At 63.0% G+C, this 23346-nt stretch carries 19 protein-coding genes; 9 read left to right on the forward strand and 10 right to left on the reverse strand.

Features of this window, described 5'->3' with window-relative positions; translation table 11 throughout:
• The first annotated feature begins 1297 nt into the window (after window positions 1–1297).
• Window positions 1298–2317 (forward strand): LPP20 family lipoprotein, encoded by a 1020-nt coding sequence (locus tag B071_RS0110835; protein WP_438829691.1) that lies wholly within the window; start codon window positions 1298–1300, stop codon window positions 2315–2317.
• 1664 nt (window positions 2318–3981) lie between these two features.
• On the opposite strand, the gene B071_RS0110845 is transcribed toward B071_RS0110835, so the two are convergent.
• Entirely contained in the window at window positions 3982–4983 is a 1002-nt protein-coding gene (locus B071_RS0110845; protein WP_245534077.1) for a beta-ketoacyl-ACP synthase III, read from the reverse strand.
• A 111-nt stretch (window positions 4984–5094) separates the two neighbouring features.
• On the opposite strand from B071_RS0110845, the gene B071_RS17205 reads away from it, so the two are divergent.
• The 3 genes from B071_RS17205 to fabF all read left to right on the forward strand — a co-directional run bounded on the left by B071_RS17205 (window position 5095) and on the right by fabF (window position 8095).
• Window positions 5095–6075, forward strand: coding sequence for an ACP S-malonyltransferase (locus B071_RS17205; RefSeq protein WP_018527116.1), 981 nt, complete (start codon window positions 5095–5097; stop codon window positions 6073–6075).
• Complete coding sequence (gene fabG, locus B071_RS0110855; RefSeq protein ID WP_498365809.1) at window positions 6065–6814, forward strand: 3-oxoacyl-[acyl-carrier-protein] reductase; 750 nt, start codon at window positions 6065–6067, stop codon at window positions 6812–6814. Before B071_RS17205 ends, fabG begins: the two co-directional genes overlap by 11 nt.
• 30 nt (window positions 6815–6844) lie before the next feature.
• Window positions 6845–8095, forward strand: a complete 1251-nt coding sequence (fabF, locus tag B071_RS0110860; RefSeq protein WP_018527118.1) for a beta-ketoacyl-ACP synthase II — start codon at window positions 6845–6847, stop codon at window positions 8093–8095.
• Window positions 8096–8200: 105 nt separating this feature from the next.
• Here fabF and rd read toward each other — a convergent pair whose 3' ends face one another.
• The 4 genes from rd to B071_RS0110880 form a co-directional block, all read right to left on the reverse strand.
• On the reverse strand, window positions 8201–8365 hold the full coding sequence (gene rd, locus B071_RS0110865; RefSeq protein WP_018527119.1) for a rubredoxin: 165 nt from the start codon (window positions 8363–8365) through the stop codon (window positions 8201–8203).
• A gap of 172 nt (window positions 8366–8537) precedes the next feature.
• Entirely contained in the window at window positions 8538–8867 is a 330-nt protein-coding gene (locus B071_RS0110870) for a hypothetical protein (RefSeq protein WP_018527120.1), read from the reverse strand.
• Between the two features lie 9 nt (window positions 8868–8876).
• Window positions 8877–10277, reverse strand: coding sequence for a class II fumarate hydratase (locus B071_RS0110875; protein WP_018527121.1), 1401 nt, complete (start codon window positions 10275–10277; stop codon window positions 8877–8879).
• Window positions 10274–10627 (reverse strand): YqfO family protein, encoded by a 354-nt coding sequence (locus B071_RS0110880; RefSeq protein ID WP_018527122.1) that lies wholly within the window; start codon window positions 10625–10627, stop codon window positions 10274–10276. The genes B071_RS0110875 and B071_RS0110880 overlap by 4 nt, the downstream gene beginning before the upstream one ends.
• Window positions 10628–10706: 79 nt before the next feature.
• Here B071_RS0110880 and B071_RS0110885 point away from each other — a divergent pair, with 79 nt between their 5' ends.
• The 3 genes from B071_RS0110885 (at window position 10707) to B071_RS17210 (ending at window position 13650) form a co-directional block, all read left to right on the forward strand.
• On the forward strand, window positions 10707–12128 hold the full coding sequence (locus B071_RS0110885; RefSeq protein ID WP_040588228.1) for a Do family serine endopeptidase: 1422 nt from the start codon (window positions 10707–10709) through the stop codon (window positions 12126–12128).
• A 249-nt stretch (window positions 12129–12377) separates the two neighbouring features.
• Window positions 12378–12743, forward strand: coding sequence for a rhodanese-like domain-containing protein (locus B071_RS0110890; RefSeq protein WP_018527124.1), 366 nt, complete (start codon window positions 12378–12380; stop codon window positions 12741–12743).
• Window positions 12744–12774: 31 nt separating this feature from the next.
• Window positions 12775–13650 carry a glycosyltransferase family 2 protein gene (locus B071_RS17210; protein WP_438829692.1) on the forward strand — a complete coding sequence of 292 codons (876 nt, stop codon included), beginning with the start codon at window positions 12775–12777 and terminating at the stop codon, window positions 13648–13650.
• Between the two features lie 817 nt (window positions 13651–14467).
• Here B071_RS17210 and B071_RS0110905 read toward each other — a convergent pair.
• The 5 genes from B071_RS0110905 to B071_RS0110925 are packed head-to-tail and all read right to left on the reverse strand — an operon-like array spanning window position 14468 to window position 19395.
• Window positions 14468–15760 (reverse strand): argininosuccinate synthase, encoded by a 1293-nt coding sequence (locus B071_RS0110905; RefSeq protein WP_018527127.1) that lies wholly within the window; start codon window positions 15758–15760, stop codon window positions 14468–14470.
• Window positions 15757–17013: an aspartate aminotransferase family protein gene (locus B071_RS0110910; RefSeq protein ID WP_018527128.1), complete on the reverse strand. Its 1257-nt coding sequence runs from the start codon at window positions 17011–17013 to the stop codon at window positions 15757–15759. Before B071_RS0110910 ends, B071_RS0110905 begins: the two co-directional genes overlap by 4 nt.
• Window positions 17010–17849: an acetylglutamate kinase gene (argB, locus tag B071_RS17215; protein ID WP_018527129.1), complete on the reverse strand. Its 840-nt coding sequence runs from the start codon at window positions 17847–17849 to the stop codon at window positions 17010–17012. The genes B071_RS0110910 and argB overlap by 4 nt, the downstream gene beginning before the upstream one ends.
• Before the next feature lie 60 nt (window positions 17850–17909).
• The gene (argC, locus tag B071_RS0110920) at window positions 17910–18923 is read right to left on the reverse strand and encodes an N-acetyl-gamma-glutamyl-phosphate reductase (RefSeq protein ID WP_026245172.1); all 1014 of its coding nucleotides are present in this window, start codon (window positions 18921–18923) and stop codon (window positions 17910–17912) included.
• Between the two features lies 1 nt (window position 18924).
• Window positions 18925–19395: an arginine repressor gene (locus tag B071_RS0110925; protein WP_018527131.1), complete on the reverse strand. Its 471-nt coding sequence runs from the start codon at window positions 19393–19395 to the stop codon at window positions 18925–18927.
• A 239-nt stretch (window positions 19396–19634) separates the two neighbouring features.
• Here B071_RS0110925 and B071_RS0110930 point away from each other — a divergent pair, with 239 nt between their 5' ends.
• A complete protein-coding gene (locus B071_RS0110930; protein WP_018527132.1) occupies window positions 19635–21002 on the forward strand; it encodes a flagellar assembly protein A in 1368 nt (455 codons plus the stop codon).
• Window positions 20999–21736, forward strand: a complete 738-nt coding sequence (locus B071_RS18575; protein WP_018527133.1) for a biotin--[acetyl-CoA-carboxylase] ligase — start codon at window positions 20999–21001, stop codon at window positions 21734–21736. Before B071_RS0110930 ends, B071_RS18575 begins: the two co-directional genes overlap by 4 nt.
• The last annotated feature ends 1610 nt before the right edge of the window (window positions 21737–23346 follow it).

Here is a 23346-nt window from a genome sequence, read left to right on the forward strand (position 1 = left end):
CGGTTGAGCGAGGCCGAGCGTCTTATCGAGGAGTATTTCACGCGCAGCATCAGCCAGGCCGCCGCGACCTTCCTGATCAACGATACCATGCGCGATTACGCCGGGGAAGATTTCGAGGACATCTATCTGAACGTCTTCAAGGCGCTCAATTTCAACGCCCTGGGTCAGACCGACGGTGCGCTGGTGGAAGCCCGAAGGATCAACATCAAGCTGAACCTCCTCGAGGACAAGTATCAGTCTCTGGCCAAGGGGTACGCCCAGGCCGACGAGGCTGACGGCCCCGAGATCCAGCCCGGCGAGAGTCGGTTCTACAACAGCGCCCTGGCGCGGTACCTCAGTCTGGTCCTGCGTCGTGGCGATGGTGACATGGACGGCGTCCGAATCGACTGGGAGCTGCTTCAGGAAGCTTTCCGCGAGCAGTCGAACCTCTATGATTTTCCCCTTCCTCTCACCGAGGCTGTGATGCAACGCCCCGACGATGCCAGGATCAGCGTGTTGGTCTTTACGGGTCGCTCGCCCATCAAGGTGGCCCAGACCCTCTGGGTTATTACTCGTGATGGCGCAGTCGATATTATCCATGCCGAGGAGGACGAGCACCTGGGGCGGGTTATAGAAGGGTATCGGAGTTTCTCCTTCCCCGGTGTCCAGAGTGGCTACCGCTTCAAGTTTGAGTTGCCCCGTATGCAGTTGCGGGGCTCCGAGATCACCCGGGTGCGGGTTATGGCCAACGGAAGACCCCTGGGGGACGTCCAGCTTCTGGAGAACATGGAGCAGATCGCTCTTGATACCTTCCAGATCAGGGAGCCGATCATCTTCCTGAAGACCGTTACGCGAACGATCATAAAGGGGATCGCCGGTCAGCAGGCGGGCCAGGCCATGCGCGAGGCCGGGTCGGGATCGCTCTTCGGAATGGCGGCGGGTCTTGCCGGGTCCATTGCCACCGACATAGCCCTGGACGCGAGCGAGCAGGCCGATCTTCGCATTTCCCGGTATTTCCCGGCCTACGCCCACGTTGGCGAGTGGGATCTGCCGGCAGGCGAGTACGAGATCGCCGTGGAGTATTACCAGGGCACATCCCGGGTACACGTTGACCAGATCGGCACCGTGAAGGTGGACAGGAACTCACCAAACCTGATCTCCTCCTTCCTGATTCGCTGAGTCGCTGAGTCGCTGAGTCGCTGAGTCGCTGAGTCGCAAAAAACTGGTTCGTAAAAACTGGTTTGCCAAAAAGGAGTTGATGAAAATTATGATGAATGGAAAAAGACGAACGGTGCTGTGGGCTAGCCTCTGCGTGGCGATGGGGCTTCTCATCTTCGCGGGGTGCTCGAGTTCCCCCAAGCCGGCACGGCCCGATTCCAGAAGGGCTGACCTTCCCGAGTGGTACCTGAATCCTTCGGCGGTCTACCCCGAGGAGGTCTATCTGACGGCGGTGGGAACGGGTGATACCCGAAGGGCTGCAGAACAGCAGGCCATGGCGGGTCTTTCCCAGATCTTCGAGGCCAACATTCAGGTGGACATGACCACCCAGGAGCGGTATCGGGATATCGTCACCGCCCAAGGGGATTTTTCGGAAGCCGAGGTAGAGCTTGCCCAGACCACCTCGGTTCAGTCGGCCCAGCGGCTTACCAACGTTCAGATGGGTGAGGCCGCTGTGGACGAGTCGGGACGGGTCCACGCGATCGCCTACATCGAGCGTCTTCCTACGGGTCGTCTCTACGTGGACCTGATCGAGAAGAACGCAGACCAGGTTGCTTCCTTCCTGGCCCAGGCCGATGCAAGCGATAACCTGATTCGGGAGTACGCCTACGTGAGCGCGGCCTGGATCATCGCCTCGGGGAACGAGGTCCTGCGGGACCAGTTGCGGATCATCGCTCCCTCCATGGGCCAGATGGTGCAGCTTCCCTACTCCTACGATTCCCTGATCCAGCGGCGTACCGATATCGCCTCGGATATGCGTGTCTCCGTAACCATCACCGGTGATACCGGTGACCGTGTGGGGGGNGTGGTTCGCCAGGCGTTGGCAGAAGAGCGGTTTCCCGTTTCCGCCACGGATCCGGTTCTCCGGATTACCGGGAGAGTCCAGGTCGAGCCGATCGATCTCTCCGCAGATTTTGAGTCGGCACGTTGGGTGCTGAACCTCGATGTGGCCGGTCCCGACGGGACCTCNATCGTCTCCTACGACGACCAGGGCCGTTCATCGGCGGTCACCACGGAGTCGGCCATAGCCTTTGCGTATCGCGATATCCAGGCTGCGGTGCAGCGGAACTTTGTCTCCCGCCTGCGCGGGTACTTTGACGGGCTGGTCCTGGGAGACTAGGGCGAGCCGTGCCGGGGATCACCCCGGGGGGATGATTTTCCCTTCGGGGTGTCTTGGGAGGAGTGCGTCAGGTGAGCTGGCGCGACCACGTCCAGGCAGGTGCGCCCGGCTCGCGGTCCGGTTTCAGGGCNGGCCTAGCGGGCGGGCCGCGCCAGTTTCGTCTTGAGAAAAGCCAGAAAGATATCAAAAAGAATGGGGTCTATCTTGGGACTCTTCACGATGAATTCGTCCTTGATCATTGCCAGGGCCTCGGTTGGCCGCAGGGGAGACCGGTAGCGCCTGTTCGGGTCGGTGAGTGAGTCGTAGACGTCGACGATTTCCAGCATCTTGGCCGGGAAGTAGGCCAGGACCTGATAGTCGATGAGGGGTTCCATGGTGTAGGACATGATGTAATCCTGGGTGGCCTCGGGGCGTGCCTCCTTATAGGCGTTCAGAAACTCCCGGAAGTAGCCGTAGCCCTGGGCGTGGCCGTAATACTCGTGATGGTAACCCGTGATGAGCGCCGCTTCCCGGGGGTAGGTGGTCTTCTCCATGACCGCCTTGTAGCCGATCTTCACGTGACGTTCCACCGTGGCCCGGTCGAAACCGGCCTCTCCCTCGTGGTACTCNATGTCGTCGGCCTTGCCCACGTCGTGCACCAGGAATCCNGTGGCAAAGGCGTGTATCTCTGCATCGTCGAGGGATTTCATGCCGCCGTAAAAGACGTGTTCCAGCGTCACCTGCTCCTCGTGAAGATGGGGCAAAAGAGAGCGGTAAAANGGCCGGTAGGCAGTGCGGAAGCGGACGCGGATCTTGCTGGCGATACCGCGCATGATCACCTGTCTGTTGTAGAAGAGNAGAAACTCCAGGCCCATCAGAAAGACCCGGGTCATGTGCTGAACCACGGTGCCATTGGATTTCTCGATGACCTGGCGGACCAGTTCGTCGTTGTAGACTGCCGAATCAACGAGGCGGACCGTTGATTTCACCATCTCCCGCGTCTCTGTGACCATCTGCTGTGTATACGTCCGGGCCTGGTCGTTGCCCTGGCGGAGCGCCTCCATGAGGGTTGCCCGGTTTGCCAGGGTGGCATCCTGAGTCGCGCTGACCAGCGCCTCGGCAACCTCCTGCTGCGGAGCATCGTCCTGCTCGAGGAGCGTATCCAGGAGGTCCCGGGATCTTTTGAGAAGACCACACCGCTCCTGGGGCGGCATCCGGGCGTACTCTTCGGCGAGACCGCCGAAGTTGCTCCTGTTGCTCCGGGGGGCGGGTTGTTCGGGCTCCGGGCCGGGCGACTCCGGAGGGGCCGGGGGGGCATCCTNCGCAGTGNCTGTGGCCTGGAGGNTTCGGGAGTCTTTGGTCAGCGTCTCGATATGGCGATCGGCGATGCTCCGGTCCAGAAAAAATTCCCAGGCCCCGGAGGTCTCCCAGAAGCGGGGGTTGTTCTGATGGAGCGCCCGGAGCTGGACCTTCCTGATCTTCCCCGAGGAACGGTTGCGACACAGCAGGTTTTCCCGATCCCGGAGGAGGAGGGCCATCGCCTGGGGATAGCGACGGATAAACTGGTGAAAGGGTACGACTTTTGCTGTTTCCACAGGTACATCCAGCTTACGACAGTTGGAAGGGCTCTGCAAGCGCGCCATCAAGGTCTCCCTGGTGGCGCGCTGTCGCCTGTCTTCAGGGCATCAGGTCCAGGTTATCAGGGTTCCACCGTAGGTAAGGCCCGANCCGAAGCCCACGCAGAGAACCCGATCCCCCGGTGCCAGGAGTCCCTTNCGGTCNATCTCCTCCAGGGCCAGGGGGATNGAGGCTGCCGAGGTATTGGCGTATTCCTCAATGTTCATGTAGAACCGCTCCGGGTCCCACCCTCCGCGTTTTGCCGCGGCGGCGATGATCCTGGTGTTTGCCTGATGGGGAACCACGTAGGCAAGATCGGAAAAGGCCAGGCCGTTCTGCTCCAGCAGATCCTGGATGACCTGAACGATCACTGCCACGGCGAAGGTGTAGACCTTCTTGCCATCCATCTGCAGGAGAAGCGCCTCGGGGGGGGTTACTCCGGGTACGTAGGGGTGGCGGGTTCCGCCGTGAAGGCGACAGAGCGATTCTGCCCCGCTGCCCCGGCTGCCCAGAATGGCGGGAGCTATGCGGTTCTCGCCTTCGGCGCAGGCGCTCACCACGACGGCCCCGGCACCATCGCCGAAGAGGACGCTGCTGCCCCGATCCTCCCAGTTGACGATCCTGCTGTAGATCTCGGTGCCCACCACCAGAACGTGCCGGGCCGCTCCGGCGGCGACAAAGGTTCGGGCCGTCTCCAGGCCGTAGATAAAGCCGGAGCAGGCAGCGACCAGGTCCATGGCTCCCGCCCCGGGAATCTTCAGCTTCTCCTGAAGGACACAGGCTGTCGAGGGTAACCCCGGGTAGTCGGGGGTGCTCGTGGCGACCAGGAGCAGGTCGATATCGTCGGGGGAGACCCCGGCGCGCCGCAGGGCCTGTTCTGCGGCGGGTACGGCCAGATCGCTGGCGGCCAGATCATCGCCGGCGATATGACGGTAGCGAATTCCCGTATGAGAGAAGATCCATTCGTCGGAGGTATCCACAAGCCGGGCGAGCTCGTCGTTGTGGACACGCCGTTCCGGGGCAAAAGCCCCCACTCCGGTGACCGCTGCGGGTCTCAGTATGGTAGTCACAGGAAAATCTTACCAGAACATCCGCGAAAGGGGGAAGAGAAAATGAGATATTTTGTCGGTTCCGGGCCGACTAACTTGATCGTTCCCGTCACACGTGGTACTATATAGCCCATGAATATTGCCTATCTTTTTCCCGGACAGGGAGCCCAGTACACAGGAATGGGGAAGGATCTCTTTGATTACAGCCCTGCCGTGCGCGAACTCTTCGAGATCGGTTCCGATGCAGGGAAGCTCGATCTTGCGGCGCTTCTCTTTTCGGGAAGCGAAGAGAGCCTCCGAAAAACCGATAATACCCAGATCGCCGTGACCCTGGTGAATCTCGCTGCTGCCCAGGTTCTGGCGGATTTCGGCGTCCGCAGTACCGTCTCGGCGGGGTTCAGTCTGGGTGAGTACTCGGCTCTGGTCGATGCGGGCGTCCTCTCCCGGAACGACGCGCTCACCCTGGTTGTGCAACGGGGACAGATCATGGAGCGGGTCAGCCGCCATCTGGATGGAGCCGAAGGGCCCGCCGGCATGATGGCCGTCATGGGCCAGGAGGCCGAAGCGGTACGAAAAATTCTTGCCGATGCCTCGGTGGAGGAGGCCTATCCCTCCCTGGCAAACAGTCCTGTCCAGACCGTCATTGGCGGAAGTGCCCGGGGGCTTGCCGCTGCCCGGGAGGCGCTGAAGGCGGCGGGGGTCAGGAAGATGATTCCCCTCAAGGTGTCGGGGCCCTTTCATACTCCCCTGATGGCCGAGGCCCGGGAGGACTTTTCCCGGATTCTGGAGAGAGTAACCTTCTCCGAGCCGGCGCAACCCGTCTACTCCAACGTCACGGGCTCGCGGATCATGAGCAGCCACGAGGCGCGCCAGATGTGTCTCGATCAGCTGGTAACCACCGTTTCCTGGGTCCAGGAACAGCGGCAGATTCTTGCCGACGGTGCCGATGTGGTTCTCGAGGTGGGGCCGGGGAAAGTCCTGCAGGGGCTCTGGTCTGCCCTGGGCAAGGCCGACCCCGAGTGGCCTGTGGAACGGTGTCACACGGCGGGAACCCTGGAAGAGATCGAGAAGATTGCCCTGATGCTTCAGAAAGAGGAACAGCGTGTTGGATAAAGCCTTGTTACAGGGAAAGACAGCGGTCGTTACGGGAGGATCCCGGGGAATCGGTCGGGCTATCGTCGAGCAGTTTCTGCTGAACGGGGCGGTGGTCCATTACCTCTCGCGCACCGAGGGGGGCTCGCTCGAGTATTTCCGCACCCGGGTTCCCGGGGCTGATGTGACGCATCACGAGGTAGACGTGAGCGACGAGGCCGCCCTTCAGGCCGCTTTCGAGGAGATTTTCACCTTGAGAGAAGGTATCGATATCCTGGTGAACAACGCCGGGATTACCCGGGACGGGCTGATCATGCGCATGTCCCTGGAGGACTGGGAGACCGTTCAGACCGTTAATCTGACGAGCGCCTTTCTGGCCAGCCGGGCCGTGGCGCGGCACATGATCAAGCGCAAGGCCGGTTCGATCATAAATATCACCTCCGTGGTGGGAAAGATCGGCAACGCAGGGCAGGCAAACTACGCAGCCAGCAAGGCGGGGCTCATCGGCTTTACCAAGAGNCTGGCCAGGGAAACGGCGAGCCGTGGTGTTCGGGTGAACGCCGTTGCTCCCGGGTTTATCGCCACGGAGATGACGGAAAAGCTCTCCGCCCAGCAGCAGGAGTTGCTNACCCAGCAGATTCCTCTGGGCAGAATCGGCGAGCCCGCTGATGTGGCCGGGGCGTGTCTCTTCCTCGCCTCCGATATGTCGTCCTACATCACCGGTGAGGTCATCACCGTGGGTGGCGGCCTTGCAATGTGAGGTCCCCCAGGGGGGCTCGGGGAGAATAATATGAAACGCGTTGTGGTAACCGGAATGGGGGTGGTGAGCCCCGTAGGAAACTCCCTGTCAGATTTCTGGCTCTCTCTTCGGGAGGGCAGAAGCGGNGCTGGTCCGATCACGCGGTTCGACACGACGGGTTTTGTGACGAACTACGCAGCCGAGGTGAAGGATTTTGACCCTTCCCGGCGGATAGACCGGCGTGACGCCCGNAAGATGGATCGCTTTTCCCAGTACGCCGTCTACGCCNCTACCGAGGCCTGGGAGGACGCGGGCTTTGCCGGAGAGGGCACGCCCGCATCGCTGGACCCGGAGCGTCTTGGTGTGGTGCTCGGTGTAGGGATCGGCGGCTTCGAGACCACCGAAGAGTCCCTGCGGGCGNTGCACGAGAAGGGTCCCTCCCGGGTTCCTCCCATGACAATTCCGAAGCTGATCGCCAACATCGGTCCTGCCCACGTGGCGATCGCCCTGGGGGCTCTGGGGCCGGTCTATTCCNTGGCCACGGCCTGCGCCAGTGCCACCGACGCGATCGGTAACGCNCTGCGGNATCTGCGGGATGGTTCCCTGGATGTTGTGGTGACCGGGGGTGCCGAGGCGTGTATTACTCCCCTGGGAATCGCCGGGTTTAATGTGATTCAGGCCCTGAGTTCGTCCTTTGCCGATGATCCCCGGCGNGCCTCCCGGCCTTTCGATGCCGACCGCGACGGTTTTGTCATGGGCGAGGGGGCTGGTATCCTGGTTCTGGAGAGTCTCGATCACGCCCTGGCGCGGGGCGCACGGATTTACGCCGAGGTTGCCGGCAGCGCGATGACCGATGACGCGTATCACCTCACGGCACCGCACCCCGATGGTACCGGTGCGGCCCGGGCGATCAAGGCTGCTCTGGCCGACGGGGGGATGGCTCCGGACGAGATCGACTACATCAACGCCCACGGAACATCGACACCGGTGAACGACCCCACCGAGACCCGGGCGATCAGGACCGCCTTTGGGGCTCACGCCGAAAAACTGGCCGTGTCCTCCACAAAATCGATGACCGGTCACTGTATCGGTGCGGCCGGAGGGGTCGAGGCGATCGCCTCGATTATGGCGATTCACGAGAGCTTCATCCCGCCCACGATCAATCTGGAGACGCCCGGCGAGGGGTGTGATCTGGATTATGTTCCCGGTACGGGGCGGTCGCAGCCGGTGAGGGCTGCCCTGAGCACGTCCCTGGGGTTCGGGGGGCACAACGGCGTGGTCATCTTTCGGAAGTACGGTTAAGGGCCCCGCAGGGGGTACAGAAGGGATCGCTCCCGGGTGTCCCGGGAGCGCTGGCCGAACCGGGGAGGGTCCGGTGACCCCGGCCAGGGGCCGGGGAAAGAGTGCTCAGTCCTCGAGGGGGCTGAACTCGTCCTTGTCGGCTCCACAGACGGGGCAGACCCAGTCTTCGGGAAGATCCTCAAAGGATGTTCCCGCCGCGATGTCGCTGTCGGAATCCCCTTCGGCCGGGTCGTAGATGTAACCGCAGAGGTCACAGACGTACTTCTTCATGGTTGCTCCTTTCTGGTGCTTGTGTTGCTCACCCCGGGGATGGCCCCGGACTGGCTGAATTGTANCCTTTTATGGAGTTTATGCAACAATTTTCTGACGATCCTGTTTCTGGCGACCCTGCCTGCCGAAGCAGGCAGGATCATTCCCCCCCCCCCCCGGGCTCGCTCGTGGGTCAGACCGTGGAGATCAGGAGGTGAGGATAGGGGCTCTGCTGAACCAGATGGAGCCGTATCCGCGGGGGTGTTCCCATCTTTTCGACAGCCTTGCGGCTTATTTCCACGTTACCCATGGCGCACTCGTTTTTTTGCCGTATGGTGCCGTGGATCGGCCGTGTTTCGGAGCCATCGATGGTGGCGGGGCTCTCTCCGTAGTAAAAGACAGCTGTCGTGTCTGATGTGAGCAGACCGAGATCGAAGCCGTCGTTGGGGTTGATCACGATCTGGTTCTCGGGGAAGGAGAAGTCAGCCAGCACCTTCAGGTAACCTGTTTCTTTGACATCCATGGCGATACTTTATACCATTTTTCCCGGATCGAGCAAATTCAGAATTTCTTCCTCCCCGAGAAGGCCGCTTTCGCGGACAACATCGCGGATCTTCCGCTTTTCCTGGTAGGCTTGGTAGGCAAGGCGCGCTGCCGCGTCGTAACCGATCTCCCTGGCCAGGGGGGTCACCAGCGCCAGGGACCATTCTATCCAGTGAGAGAGCCGCTCGGGGTCGGCCTCGATGCCCTCGATCGCCCGCTCGGCCAAGACCCGGCAGGTCCGGGTGAGCAGCTTCTGGGACGAGATCGTCTCGTGGGCGATCAGGGGATGCATCATGTTCAGTTCCAGGGGGCCGTGCTGGCCCGCGATGGTGACGCTCAGGGCTTTTCCGTTGACGTAGGCCGCCACCTGGATGACCATTTCGGGGATTACGGGGTTAACCTTGCCGGGCATGATGGAGCTCCCCGGTTGCAGGGCGGGGAGAATGATCTCCCCCAGGCATCCCCGGGGGCCGCTGGCAAGAAGACGCAGGTCGTTGGCGATCTTCATGAGGCTCGTTGCCAGGGTATTGAGCGCTCCCATGAGCGCTACCTGGGCGTCCCGCGAGGCGATCGCTTCGAACTTGTTGGGGGCGCTCCGGAAGGGGAGGCCCGTCTCTTCGGCGATTGTCCTGGCCACGGTCTCGGCAAAGCCCGGCTCGCAGTTGAGGCCCGTTCCCAGGGCAGTTCCACCCAGGGCGAGCTCTTCCAGGTCCGGGGCTGTGGCCTTGATCCGTTCCCGGGCTTTCTCGATCTGTACGGCGAAGCCGGAAAACTCCTGGCCCAGCGTCATGGGGACGGCATCCTGCAGGTGCGTTCGGCCCAGCTTTATCAGGGAGGAGAAGGCCCGTTCCTTCTTCCGCAGACTCTCTGCCAGAACCTGGAGGCTCTCCAGCAGATCCACCAGGGCGATGCGGTTGGCCAGGTGAATCGCCGTGGGGATCACATCGTTCGAGGACTGCCCACGGTTCACGTGGTCGTTGGGGTGTACCGGGGTCTTGCTCCCCCGGCTTCCCCCGAGGAGCTCGTTGGCCCGGTTGGAGATCACCTCGTTGATATTCATGTTCCAGCTGGTGCCGCTGCCGGTCTGAAAGACGTCCAGGGGAAAATGCTCGTTCCAGGCGCCGGCGATAACCTCGTCGGCCGCGCTGGCGATCGCCTCGGCGAGGGGGTGATCCAGGCACCCGAGTCCGGCGTTGGCCCGGGCGGCGTGCTTCTTGATCAGCCCCAGGGCGACTATCATTTCCCGGGGAATCCTGAGGGGGGAGACATCGAAGTTTTCCCGGGCCCGTTCGGTCTGGGCACCCCAGAGCGCCCAGGCGGGGAGGGTTACCTCGCCCATGGTATCGGCTTCGACCCTGGAGGCCTGGAGATCCTGGTCCCGGGAGGTCATGGCTTCACCTCCCCCGGAAGGTCCTGGAGCTGAAAGATCCGGTAGACCTCGTAGGCCGGCTCCTCGTAGGGGTGGGCCTCCAGAAGGGCCTTCACTGCGGGCAGAGCCGCTCCGTCGGGCAGGAGGATTTCCACGCGCGCCTCGGGCACCCGCTCCAGCTCTCCGGCCCGGCCGACGCCGGGTTTCCCGATGAAGGGATCGCTTCCGGCCAGGGGGCGAAACTGGCCGGTTCCTTCTGTCTGCCACGAGCACCGGTCGTATTTTTCGTAGGAACCACCGCCGGCCCGAAAAACCGCCTCCTTCACCGCTTCAGCGTGGTCGGGAGGGACAAAGAATACCAGTTTGAACATGTCAAAACTGTAATGATATTGAAAGAAAGGGGAAAGAGCCGTGCCCCATATTCTGATCGTGAAAACAGGAGGAACAGCTATGAAAAAGCAGCGTCTGCTTGTTGTGACATGCCTCGTTCTGGCCCTCTTGCCCGGTGCCGTGGCGAGCCAGCAGCGACTGGACCCCATGACCGTCATGGAGGCTCAGCAGGAAACGCTCCGGCGTGTCTCCCGGGATGTGCTTCCCGTGGTGGTAGAGGTCGAAGTGGTTCAGCGGGTAACGAGAAGAACGGTTCCGCGCATGTCTCCCTTCGATTTTTTCTTCGGCCGCCCCGATCCGGATAATCGGGAGCAGCAGCGGGAGTTCGAGCAACGGGGAATCGGCTCGGGGATCATCGTTCGCCGCGTCGACGATAACGTATACGTTCTCAGTAACGACCACGTGATCGGAACGGCTGAAGAGATAAAGATCACGCTCCACGACGGCAGGACCTTCATGGCAACCCGGGTCGGTTCCGACCCCAACACCGATCTTGCCCTGGCGGTCTTTGAGACCGATCAGGAGGTGCCCGTGGCCGTTCTGGGTGATTCCGACGAGGTGCAGGTGGGTGATTTTGCCCTGGCCGTGGGAAACCCTCTGGGATTTGAGTCGACAGTAACCAGCGGGATCATCAGCGCCGTGGGCCGCCAGGGCCCCCAGGGGCGGCGCATTCCGATGCTCACCGATTATATCCAGACCGACGCCGCCATCAACCGGGGTAATTCCGGGGGGCCTCTTGTCAATCTTCGGGGAGAGGTTGTCGGAATAAATACCTGGATCGCCTCCCAGACGGGGGGGAGTATCGGTCTCGGGTTTGCCATTCCCGTAAATGTAGCGCGCAGGGCGATCGATCAGTTCATCGAGACCGGCAGCGCCCACCACGGCTGGCTCGGGGTCAATATGGCCGATCCACCCGAGAGCCCCTCCAATTCGCTGCGCGAATCCGAGGGCGGAGCGATCGTGTACAATCTGTACACCGGGTCTCCCGCAGAAGCAGCCGGGATCCGGCCTGGTGACATCATTGTGAGCGTTGGCGACGAGACGATTCGCAACAGTAACGATCTGTTGCGGGCTGTGACCCGCCTCGACCCGGGAGCGCGGACGCGCTTCGGTGTTATCCGCGAGGGATCCCGGCGGGATATCTTCGTCAGAACCGGCTCCCGGCCCGGCGACGGCGATGCCACGGCTCCGGCCAATCTCTGGCCCGGCATGTCCGTGGTGGAGATGACCGATTCGATCCGGGAGAATCTGGATCTGTCGAGTCGTGATGGCGCGGTCATCATCGGGCAGGTCTCTTCGGGCTCTCCCGCTGCAATGGCGGGTCTTCGGAGTGGCGACATTATTTTGCGGGTGAATAACACCGGGGTTTCCACGCTCCGGGAGTTCTACCGCGAGTTGAACAGGGCCTCGGCTGCGGAAGACGAAGTTCTCTTCCGGGTGAGGCGCAACGATACCAACCTGATTATCGGGCTGGTTCGATAGTATTGGGATTCCTCCTCTTGTGTTTTGGTCCGTCCGAGGCTTCCTGGGAGCAACGCCCCCGCACCCTTGAAGCCGAGGGCGGACCTTTTTTCGTCTTCTCCTGACGGGTTTGTGCAGGTTCGCTTTGTGCGGGTCCGCTTTGTGCTGGTCTGCATCCCCATCCGTTTTTGGCGTTCATAATTGTTTTCCCGCCCATAATTGAGGCTCTTTGTTTACAGACAGCCCGGGGGCCGGGTAGGCTCCTGGTTCATGAACAATCTTCATATTGTGGCGGGAGCCCTGGCGCTTCTCGNTCTGGGAGTGGTGCAGCGTCGGCGCGGACTGGCCCGGAACCCCGCCCCCCTGGACACGGTGCTCACGGCTATCGAAGAGGGAGCCCTGGTGGTTGATGTGCGATCCCCCGAAGCATTTCGCGAGGACCACTATCCCGGGGCGATAAATCTGCCCCTGGAAGAACTCTCCCGAAGGGTTCAGGAGCTCAGCGGCCAGGACCGATCGATCGTGCTTTACTGCAGGTCGGGCTATTCCAGCGGTCTGGCGCAGCGGCTTCTGGCCCGCCGGNTATCCTCGCCCGTTCTGAACGCCGGGGGCCTGGATCGCCTGAGGGGACACTAGGGCCGTGGAGCAGACCGGGTCTCTTCTGTCGGTGATTATCCCCGTCTACAACAGGGAGTCTCTGGTGGGTCGGGCGATTCGTTCCGTCCTGGATCAGGCTCTTCCTCCGGGGTGGGATNTGGANCTCCGTGTGGTGGACGACGGGTCCCGGGACGGCACCCCCCGGGCAGCCCGGGATGCCTGCGGGGATGATTCCCGGGGTCGGGTTATCACCAGAAACCACGGCGGGACGCCCGGGGGGGCGCGAAACTTCGGGGTTCACGGCGCATCGGGCTCGGTTCTGGCGTTTCTGGATTCCGATGATGCCTGGCTCCCGGGAAAACTCCTCCGGCAGATCCCCCTGCACCATCCCGGGGGCGNGCTCCTTTCACACACCCGGGAGCGATGGATCAGGAAGGGCCGGGAGATCTCCCAGGAGGGCCGCCGTTTTTCTGTCTACCGTCGTTCGGGGGATCTTCTGGAAGATTCCCTGGTGAAGTGCATCATCGGCCCCTCCACGGTGATGATCTCCCGGTCGCTCTGGGAGCGAACAGCGGGGTTTCGGGAGGATCTGGAGGTCGCCGAGGATTACGAATACTGGCTGCGTCTGACCAGCCTTGTCGATGTTGCCTACCTGGAAGAACCCTTTACGGTAAAATATGCCGGCCATGGCGATCAGCTTTCGGAAAAGTACGGTCACATCGAGCTCTTTCGCCTGCAGGGGCTCCGCGATCTGGTGGAACGGGGCTGGTTTCTTGAGAACAGGGGAATTCCTGCCCAGGAACTGGCAGAGCAGGAGTTGGGCCGAAAGGCCCTGATCTACGCCCGGGGTGCCTTCAAGCGGGGACGGGATCAGGAGGGTCGGGAGTATCTGGATCTGGCGCGGCGGTACGGCCCTGCGGATTGTGGTATACTTGGAGAATCATGAGAGAGCGAGGATCGTTTCGAGGGGGGGCGGGCTCCCTTCCGGCCATGGTGGCGCTGGGAGTTCTGTTCCTGGCTGCGTCGGGGTGCAGCGTGCACCAGGAGATATCACTCCGTCCCGACGGGTCCGGTCGGGCCGATATCAGGATCGTTCTGGATCCTGCCTTTACCGAGTACATCCAGGACCTGAGCGCTACCCTGGGGAGCGATGAGGGTTCCGGGGAGGGCGTCTCCGATCAGGTTTTCCAGATCCCCCTGCTGGAGCAGGCCTTTGCCGAGGAACCCGGGTTGTACCTGGTGGAGGCATCATCGCCGCAGCCCGAGGAGCTGAACCTCCTGGTGGATTTTGACTCCCTGGCCCGTCTTGTGACGATGCGGAGCAGCCGCCTGGCGGGGGTTGTCCGTTTTGAACGGACCGATCTCTTCCGGCGTCTGGCGGTGCGTCTGGACCGGAGGGGGATCGAGCAGCTCATCGCGCTGGTGGGGGTGGACCCCTTTATCACGGAGACGCTGCTGCCNCCCGAGGGTGACATGTCTGAAGAGGAGTACCGGGACTATCTCGCCTGGGCCCTGGACGAATACGCCCAGGGGAGATCGATCGCCACCGTTCTGGATGAATCCCGCATCGAGACCCTGGTGGCTCCCCAGGGACAGATCACCCAGATTCGGGGCGGGACGGCGGAGGATGGGGGCGTCCGCTTTGTGACGCCCCTCCTGCGGGCCCTGACCACCCGGGTTCCCCTGGAATACTCGCTGATCTTTCAGCCCCGTAACTAGCGCAGAGGGCCTGGTGGCCGGGGGGATGCGCCCCCCGGGGAGGGCTATTTCTCGGAGAAGCTGGCCATTTCCCGCATCTGATGGGCCGGTCCCTCGTCCAGATCGCGGTACTTGTGTACCAGAGCCTGAACACCCGTGGCAAGACCATAGAGGTTGATGAACCCCGTGGCGTCGTTGTGGTTGTAGCTGCTCTCTCCGAAACTGGCGAGGTCCTCGATGTAGAGCGAGTAGGGGGATCTCCTGCCGGCGATGATAATGTTCCCCTTGTAGAGTACCACCCGAACGGAGCCGGTCATGTACTTTGCTGCGGTCTCCATGTAGGCGTCCAGGGATTCCCTGAAGTGGGTGTACCACTTGCCCGCGTAGATCAGGCTGGCGTAGCGCAGGGCCAGCTGGTTCTTGATTTCCAGGGTGTCGAAATCGAGGGTGATCATCTCCAGCTCGCGCAGGGCCTGGAAGAGTATTGTCCCCGCCGGGGTCTCGTAGACACCGCGGCTCTTCATTCCCACCAGACGGGTCTCTACCAAGTCCGCCCGGCCGATTCCGTTCTCGCCCCCCACCTTGTTCAGGTAGGAGAGAATCTCCAGGGGAGCCATGGCGGTTCCGTTGATTCCCGTGGGGATCCCCTTGGTGAAGTCCAGGACCAGTTCGGTTTCCTTGTCGGGGGCATCCTTGGGTGAGCACGAGAGCTGGAGCATCTCTTCCTTCGGGCGGTTCCAGGGGTTCTCCAGGTCCCCGCCCTCGTGGCTCATGTGCCAGATGTTCCAGTCCCGGGAGTAGATGTTTTTCTCGCTGATATTTCCCAGGGGGATGTTGTTGTTCCGGGCGTAGGCGATCGCCTCTTCCCGGCTGGTGATCTCCCAGGTGCGCCAGGGAGCGATTACCTCCAGGTGCGGAGCCAGGGCTTTGTAGGTGAGTTCGAACCGGACCTGGTCGTTCCCCTTGCCGGTGCAGCCGTGAGCGACGGCCTCGGCGCCTTCGGCCAGGGCCAGATCAACCTGGTGTTTCGCCTGGAGAGGCCGGGCGATGGAGGTGCCCAGGAGATATTTCCCCTCGTAGATCGCACCGGCCCGGAGCATGGGAAAGAGAAAATCCCGGGCAAACTCCTCGCGGATGTCCTGGATGACCAGCTTGGATGCTCCCGAGGCGAGGGCTTTCGCCTCCATCCCCTCCCAGTCCTCGTCCTGACCCACGTTTGTGCAGATCCCGATGATCTCCGCTCCGGGGTGCTGTTCCTTTAACCAGGGGATGATGATAGAGGTATCCAGCCCACCGGAGTAGGCGAGGACGATTTTGTTGATTTCCCGTTCCTGTGCGGGATGCGTCGATTGTGTCATTGGTGCCTCCTGGCAGAAATAGTGTGAAAAACGGTATCGAGGATCGCGAGACCCCGTTGCAGATCGCGTGGAGAGATGATCAGGGGAGGGGCTATTCTGATTACGTTGCTCCCTGACCGGAGGATCAGCAGCCCCCGTTCCAGGGCCGCCGGCAGGATGGCGGGGAAGAGCTCCTCCTGATCGGGGCCCAGATCGATGCGCAGGCCCCGCAGGAGCCCCCGCCCGGGGAGATCGGTGATCCAGGGATGGTTCTTCCGGAGTTCCTCCAGGCCCTGGTCGAGCTGGTTTGCCCGCTGGCGGACCTGTTTCATGAAACCCGGTGCGGTGATCCTCTCCAGAACGTAGCGGCCCGCCTCGGTTGTGACCGGCCCCCCGCCAAAGGTTGTTCCGTGATCGCCCGGCTGCAGTAGCTCGTTTATCGCCGGGGGGATCAGTGTCGCCGAGAGGGGGAGCCCTCCGGCAAGGGGCTTCGAGAGGGTGATGATGTCGGGGGTGAGGCCGATCAGGGTGCTTCCGAAGAGTTCTCCCAGGCGGCCCAGGCCGGTCTGGATCTCGTCGGCGATGACCAGCACCCCCCGTTCGGCGCTGATCCGGTTGAGTAGCTCCACCATCTCCGGCGAAGGGCTCTCCAGCCCCCCCTCGCCCTGGAGCGGTTCCAGGATCACCGCTGCGGTCTCCTCCGTCACGGCCTGGTCCAGCCGGGCCAGGTCGTTCAGGGGCAGGAAGGTAAAGCCCGGCAGGAGGGGCTCAAACTTTTTCCGGTACGCCTCGTTGGGGGTTGCCGAGAGCGCCCCCAGGGTCCTGCCGTGAAAGGCCTTCTCGAAGGCCACGATGGTGTTGTGATGGCCCGGACCCTTGAGATGATGCGCCCGGAGGCGGGCGTATTTTATGGCTGCTTCGTTTGCCTCGGCCCCGCTGTTCCCGAAATGGACCGCCTGAAAGGGGGTTCTCCCGGCGGGGGATGCGAGCTGGAGCAGTTCCTCCGCCAGAGCCAGCGAGGGCGGGGTTGCGTAGAGGTTCGAGACGTGGACCAGTTTCCGCATCTGCCGGGCAACCCGTCGGGCAAGACCGCGGTCACCGTAGCCCAGGGCGTTTACGGCGATCCCCGACCCGAAGTCCAGGTAGGAGTTCCCCCGGGTATCTTTCACCCGGCAGCCCCGGCCGCTGGCGATCTCCAGAACCTCCCGGGCGTAGTTCCTGGCAAAGGGGGTCTCCCCGGTCAGGGCAGGGGTGATGAGGGGGATATCTTTCATCGGGGCCCTCCTTTTGCAGCTCTCCCCGAGGCGGGGATCCCCGGCCCGGCTGTCCCCGGGACGATGGAGGTCCCGCGCTCTCCCTGAAGAAGGCGCGATATATCGCCTGCCTGCTCGTAGCTGCCCACCACGACCCGGGTGACTCCCGCTTCCAGGGCAGCACCGCAGGAGCGAATCTTGGCGGCCATGCCGTCCCGCACCGTTCCTGCAGCGATAAGATCCTCTATGGCGGAGCGGGGTATTTCCGGAATGATCCTCCCCTGGTCGTCCAGAACTCCTGCTGTATCGGAGATGAAGCAGAGCTGTACCGGGGGAGTGTCCCGTCCGGCGCGTCTGGCAGCAGCGCAGGCGATCGCCTGGGCCGCCTCGTCGGCGTTGATGTTGACGGCCTGGCCGTCCTCGCCGGTGCCCACCGTGGCGATTACGGGGAGGAAGCCCTCCTTCAGAAGCAGTTCCGGGACCGCCAGATTTACCGAGGAGACCCGGGCCGTACGCCCCCGGCCGGGAAAGAGGAGGGTTCCCGTGAGGAGCTCCCCGTCCGAGCCGGTGAGGCCCACGGCAGCGACTCCCGCGCGCCGGGCCAGGCGGACCAGCTCGGTGTTGGTCTCGCCGGCCAGCACCATGTCCACCAGGGCCATCTCCTCGGGCTGGGTGATCCGCACCCCCTCGTGAAAGGCCGAGGTGATCCCCAGGCGCGCTGCCAGGTCGGTTACGGCCGCACCGCCGCCGTGGACAAGAACCGAGGGGAGACGGAGCGACGCGAGGTCCTGAAAGAGCGAGGCCATGGCCTGCTGATCGGCGGCCACGCGGCCGCCCGTTTTTACGACTAGTTCCATTCGTTTGTTCCTGTAACGGGTCTGTCCTGCAGGGGATCTTCCTGTGACGGAGCAGATCGTCTAGAGATCTGCCTCCTGGTGAAGCCCTTCGGTCTCGTCAAAACCAAAACGGATATTCATGTTCTGGACGGCCTGCCCTGCCGCGCCTTTCCAGAGGTTGTCGATCGCCGAGACCAGAATGAGCGATGATCCCTCGATCTGCCAACCGATCCGGACATGGTTTGTTCCCCGCACGTGGCGTGTCTCGGGCATGGTCGATCCCGTGAGAGTGATGAAGGGCTCTGAACGGTAGCGTTCTTCCAGGGCCGCCACAGCGGCCTGGCCATCCCTGACGGAGAGGGTCGTGGTGACCAGCATCCCCTGTTTTACCGGAATCAGGTGGGGAGAGAAGAGGATCTGCCCCGCTCCGAGCTGTTCCTCGATCTCGCCGGTGTGACGGTGTTGCCGGCCCACGCTGTAGGCCGTGGCGTTCTCCGTTCGCTCTGCGTAGAGAAGAGTGGTTTTTTCCTTTTTCCCCGCTCCCGTGATTCCGCTCAGGGCGTTTACCACCAGGGGTGTCCCCGGGAGGATCTCTTCCCGCAGGGGGAGCAGCGGCATAAGGGTGGCCGTGGGGTAGCAACCGGGGTTTGCGATGATCTCTGCGGTCTTCAGGGCTTCCCGGTTCCATTCGGAGAGACCGTAGACTGAGCGGTTCTGGAAGGCCTCCTGGGGAGGCGGTGTCCCGTAGGAGGCTGTGAAGTTCCGGGGATCGCCAAAGCGAAAGTCCGCCGAGAGATCGATCACCGGTACGCGGCCCAGGGCGGGGGCGCAGGCATCGGCCGAAGCCCCGTGGGGGAGGGCCGAGAAGATCACCTCTCCGGGAGACTCCAGGGCCTCCGAGGGCGAGCGAACCAGGGGATCCAGGCGGCCCGCTTCCAGAACGCTTCGCGAGAGGCCGGGGTCCGCTTCGGACAGGGGGCGTCCCGCCATGGTTCTGCTCGAGGCTGTGATGGCGGTAATGCGGGGGTGATGCGCCAGAATGCGCAACAACACCATGCCTGTGTATCCTGTGGCGCCGAGAATTGTTGCTTTCATGTTATTCCTCAAACTCGGGGAACCGTTCCCGGAGGTTTTCGATAAAGGTATCCTCGGTGGTGCCGTCCCTGAGCGCCACGAAAACCGTGTCGTCTCCGGCAACGGTGCCGAGAAGGGGTTCGATGTCGAGGTTTTCCAGGGCGATCGCCACGCTGTTGGCGTGGCCGTTCAGGGTACGGATGATCGCCAGGGATCCCGAGAAGTTCAGCGAGACGTAGCCCCGGGCGAAATCCTCCACGTAGCTGCGGTGCTGTTCGCGCCGGAGTTCCTCCGAGGGGAGGGTGTAATAGCTCCCGCTGGTACCCCGGGCCTGCTTGCCCACCTTGAGCAGTTTCAGGTCCCGCGAGAGCGTCGCCTGGGTTACCCGGTAGCCCTTCTGGGCCAGGAGGTGCAGCAGCTGCTCCTGACTCTCGATCCGGTGGTTCCGGATTATCTTTTTTACGACCCGCAGTCGTTCCTGCCGTTCGCGCACGTTCTACCCTCTTTGTTCAGGTTCACTGTTTGCATAAATACGCATTGCATAAATATACGGTGAGAGCATAAATCTACGGTAATGCGCCGTTTGTTTCAATGCCCGGACGAGAGGAAACGGCCCCCCCGGAGTTGCCCCCCGAGGCGAATCCCGAAGCCCGGGATTGGATGGTGAAGGGGCCCTTCGGTTGCGTGTACGCCGGGAAGGAAGTACACTGAACTTCTGAAAGAGCAGGAGCAATGGATCGCGACGGGTATATTGAGCTGACCATAGCCGAGGACGCCATGTTGGTGCTGGGGGATTTCTTCCCTGCCCTGGGAGGGGGGAGGATGCTCTCTCCGGATTATCTCGCCACGGTTCTAGAATCGCAGAACGTCGTCCACGGTGTGCGCTCCGGGGAGCTGGAAGAGATCATGCTGGAGGTGAACACCAGTCGGCACGCCCGGCGCGGGGTTCCGGTTGCCCGGGGAACGGAGCCCGTCTCCATGCGGCCTCCCTTTTTCCGGGTCCTCCAGAAGACCGCCGAAGTTGCCGGCGATTTCACCCATGACGCAGGCCAAATCGATTACAAGCAGGTAACCCGTCTTCCCGTGGTCCGCAGAGGCCAGGTGATCGCCCGGAGAGTCCCCCTCCAGGAGGGGGTTCCGGGGACGAACGTTCACGGGGAAGAGGTTCCCTTCGGGACGATTCCCGTGGATACAGTGGTTCCCGGAAAAAACACCCTCCAGCGCGACGATGTGGTGGTGGCCGGGATCGGCGGGCAGCTCCAGACCAGGGACGGCCAGTTCTTTGTGGAGGATCGCCTGGAGATCGGTGGTAATGTAGACTATCAGACAGGGAGTATCGAGTTTCCCGGCGATGTGATCCTCAAGGGTGAGGTGAAGGACGGGTTCCACGTCTGGGCTGGTGGCGCCATCATCGCCGCAGGCACGGTGGATGTGTCCGAGATTTACTGCCGGAAGGATTTCTCTGCCCGGGGCGGGCTGGTGGGGCGCGGACGCGCCCTGTTGCGGTGTGGCGGACGGGTTCAGGCCCGGTTTGTCGGGAACTGCCACGTGGAGAGCAAATCCTCGGTCTTTGTGAAGCAATACGTCTATCAGGCTCATATCGGGTCCCTCGATCGTCTGGCCCTGGGACCCCGGGGGAGGATTATCGGTGGTGTTACCACCGCAGCCCAGGGGGTGCGGTGCTATACCCTGGGAAACAGCGCGCACGTTCCTACCCTGGTTCGGGTGGGGTTGAACTTTATCGCAGAGCGAAAACTGGACATCTCTTCCCGGCGCCACCAGATCGTGACGCTCCGTCTCCAGAAGTTGCTGGAGCGTACCCCCGAGAACCCCACAGATCGTCAGCTGAACGTATTGCACCAGCTCGAGGAAGAGCGTCAGAAATTGTCAGCCCAGATGGGCGATCTGGCGGGGGAACTGGATCGCTACGAAGACGCCGATGTGGTGGTAGACGGCGTGGTCTATCCCGGAGTGCAGATTCAGATATGCCGTGCCGTGATGGTGGTGGAAGAGGAGCTGAAGAAGGTTCGCTTCTCCCTGGACAAGGTCGTTGGCCGCGTTGTGGTTTCGTCGCTCACCGCAGGAGCCCCTCCATCGTGAGTCTGGAGTCCCTGAGAGAGTACTACTACGGCGTGGTTGACTCTACCATGAACCGGGCCCGGGAGATCGGGGCCGACCTGCCCCGGGGAACAGGGGGATTCTGGGTTCGGGCCGGGCACCAGAGAGCGGGCCGGGGCCGCCGGGGCAAGCGCTGGGAGGATTGCAGCGGGTCGGCCCTGATGGTCACGCTGGCCGTGGAGCGGGGCGGGCCCTGGGATCCCGCCGACTCCCTCCCGGGAACGCTGGCGCTGCGGACAGCTGCGGCGGTTTGGGAGACGCTGGAGTTTTTTCTTCCCTCCCGGGAACTTTGCATAAAATGGCCCAACGATATTCTCGCTCGGGGGCGGAAGGTCTGCGGTATCCTGATCGAGGCCGACCAGCGGTGGTTCCTGATTGGAATCGGAATAAATATTCACGGGGCTCCCCTGGTGAAGGAAGAACTCCCGGCGGCATCCCTGAACGAGATGGCCGGGGAGCGTTTCTGGTCGGGCCGTGATGTAACAGAACCGCTCTTTCTGCGCCTGAGGCGAGGCATGGCGGAACACCTCCGGGGTGACCGCTGGTTCTCCCTGGTGGAGGAGTGCCTGGCCTGGCGGGACGAGCTGGTGGTTGCCGGGGATGTCGAGGGTGTCCTCTCCGGGATCGATCCCGAGGGGGCGCTGCTTTTGAGGGAGGAGGGCGCGCCCGGGGAGTTCCGGAAAATCTACTCCGGTACGGTGCGGCTGAAACGGTAGAGCGGCGTTTTCTCGTCGGGTGGGATAACCAGCTGCTCCAGGGGGGTATCCCCCCGAGCGAAGAGCAGGGTGCCCGCCAGACCGGTTCCTGCCAGGTTTCGCGGGAGCTGGCCCTGGTGGCGAAAAATCGGGTCCACCGTCAGGAGCGCCCCCCGGGTGGTAGGCACGATCTCAATCTCGAAGGCCGTGGCGATTCTCTGGCCCGGTTCGGCCGCGCCAATCAGGAGGGACTCGTCACGCGAGAGGGGGACCCGCAGAAACCAGGCCACCAGGGTGGTTCGTCCCGGATTTGACGACAGGTTGACCGCCAGGGACTCTCCCTCGGGGGAGACAGCCTCTACCTGAAAGGCCGTTTCCGGCGCCGGATTCCGGTCAGAACGGGGTCTGCGGTTCCTGCTCCCCTCGGGAGAAGGCCCGGCGCGGTGGTTCCCGGGAAGATACACCAGGGGAATCTGGAAGAGGCTNATCGAGCACGGGCCGGCNGGCAGCGTCTCGGGAAAGTTGGCCAGGAAGCTCAGGGTGAGACCTGGCTTCCCCGTGCGCAGGGCTGCCGAGGTGTGAAACTCCAGGGACGTTCCGCCAAGATCCATCCGGGCCACCTCTTCCACGCCCCGGGCTGTCTCTCCCGAAAACCACGCGGCGTGACGGGTTTGCAAGTATGTCACGGTGGGGGTGCGGCCCGCCTGTTCCAGACAGAACCCCTGGGCCCGGCGCGGGACCGTCGTCAGGGGTGGGGTCGAGGTGGGGGCGTTCCAGGTGATCCCCGCCAGCCGCCCCGAGGCAAACCGGAAGGTCAGGGAGTCTTCCTCCATCATCAGGTGTCCCTCGGTGGTGCTCTGAAAATCTCCCGGTGGCAGGTGCTTCCGGGCAATCGGGGTTCTTCTCGCCGGAGGGCGGGGTGATTCCCCGTAGGGAGAGAGGCTGAGCAGGACCTTTTCGGGATTCCCCGGGGTCTGGCTGGACCAGCCTCTCCAGAAAGCCGCCGTTCCTGCGGCGAGGAAGAGGTCGGCCTGCCCCGAGAGGGGGAGGGGGTCNGCAAAAAATGAGGGCAGGAGACCGGCCCTGGGGGGCTCCTGCCCCGAGGCGGGCTCGTCCCGGCGGGGTTCTTCCGTCGGGACCGCGCCGGGCGACGGCAGGACCGCCTCGGGAAGGTGCAGGACCGCCTGGAGGGCGCGGGCCGGATCGGAGGCGGACCGGGGAAGGTCTCCCGGCCCGAGAACCAGATGGACCAGGGGCGGGCTGCTCCCNCCGGGCACCGGCCCGAGAGGTGCGGGCAGCGGACGGCCGGGGTCCAGGACCAGGGANGGCCTCCAGGTCCAGCGGGAATCGCCGAAGAACCACAGCGGTGNCACCTCGCCCTGGAGGGGCCNCTGCCGGTAGCCCCCGCAGAACAGCGCTCCCCGCTCTCTGCCGAGATCCTCCACCTGAAGAGGCGTGAGGCCGCGNAGAAAAAAGACCCGGGGAGGCAGGGGGAAGAGCGCTGCCAGCCCCGCAGTTTCTGGCCCGGAGGCCCCGCCCGTGCGGGGTTCCGGCTCAAGCTCCCCCTCCAGCTCCCGGCGCGAGAGGAACGCCCCGGGGGCTCCGCTCCATCCGCCTGACCAGAGCAGAAG

It is taken from the genome of Alkalispirochaeta alkalica DSM 8900 (assembly GCF_000373545.1).
In the GTDB taxonomy this organism is placed as follows: Bacteria; Spirochaetota; Spirochaetia; order DSM-27196; family Alkalispirochaetaceae; genus Alkalispirochaeta; species Alkalispirochaeta alkalica.

Excerpts from the sequence above, each read along its gene's own strand:
- B071_RS0110910 (WP_018527128.1), bottom strand. The coding sequence starts at position 17,013 with ATGAAAGATATCCCCCTCATCACCCCTGCCCTGACCGGGGAGACCCCC.
- B071_RS17205 (WP_018527116.1), top strand. The coding sequence starts at position 5,095 with ATGAATATTGCCTATCTTTTTCCCGGACAGGGAGCCCAGTACACAGGA.
- rd (WP_018527119.1), bottom strand. The coding sequence starts at position 8,365 with ATGAAGAAGTACGTCTGTGACCTCTGCGGTTACATCTACGACCCGGCC.
- B071_RS0110905 (WP_018527127.1), bottom strand. The coding sequence starts at position 15,760 with ATGACACAATCGACGCATCCCGCACAGGAACGGGAAATCAACAAAATC.
- B071_RS0110930 (WP_018527132.1), top strand. The coding sequence starts at position 19,635 with ATGGATCGCGACGGGTATATTGAGCTGACCATAGCCGAGGACGCCATG.
- B071_RS0110885 (WP_040588228.1), top strand. The coding sequence starts at position 10,707 with ATGAAAAAGCAGCGTCTGCTTGTTGTGACATGCCTCGTTCTGGCCCTC.
- B071_RS0110880 (WP_018527122.1), bottom strand. The coding sequence starts at position 10,627 with ATGTTCAAACTGGTATTCTTTGTCCCTCCCGACCACGCTGAAGCGGTG.
- argB (WP_018527129.1), bottom strand. The coding sequence starts at position 17,849 with ATGGAACTAGTCGTAAAAACGGGCGGCCGCGTGGCCGCCGATCAGCAG.
- argC (WP_026245172.1), bottom strand. The coding sequence starts at position 18,923 with ATGAAAGCAACAATTCTCGGCGCCACAGGATACACAGGCATGGTGTTG.
- B071_RS0110870 (WP_018527120.1), bottom strand. The coding sequence starts at position 8,867 with ATGGATGTCAAAGAAACAGGTTACCTGAAGGTGCTGGCTGACTTCTCC.
- B071_RS0110875 (WP_018527121.1), bottom strand. The coding sequence starts at position 10,277 with ATGACCTCCCGGGACCAGGATCTCCAGGCCTCCAGGGTCGAAGCCGAT.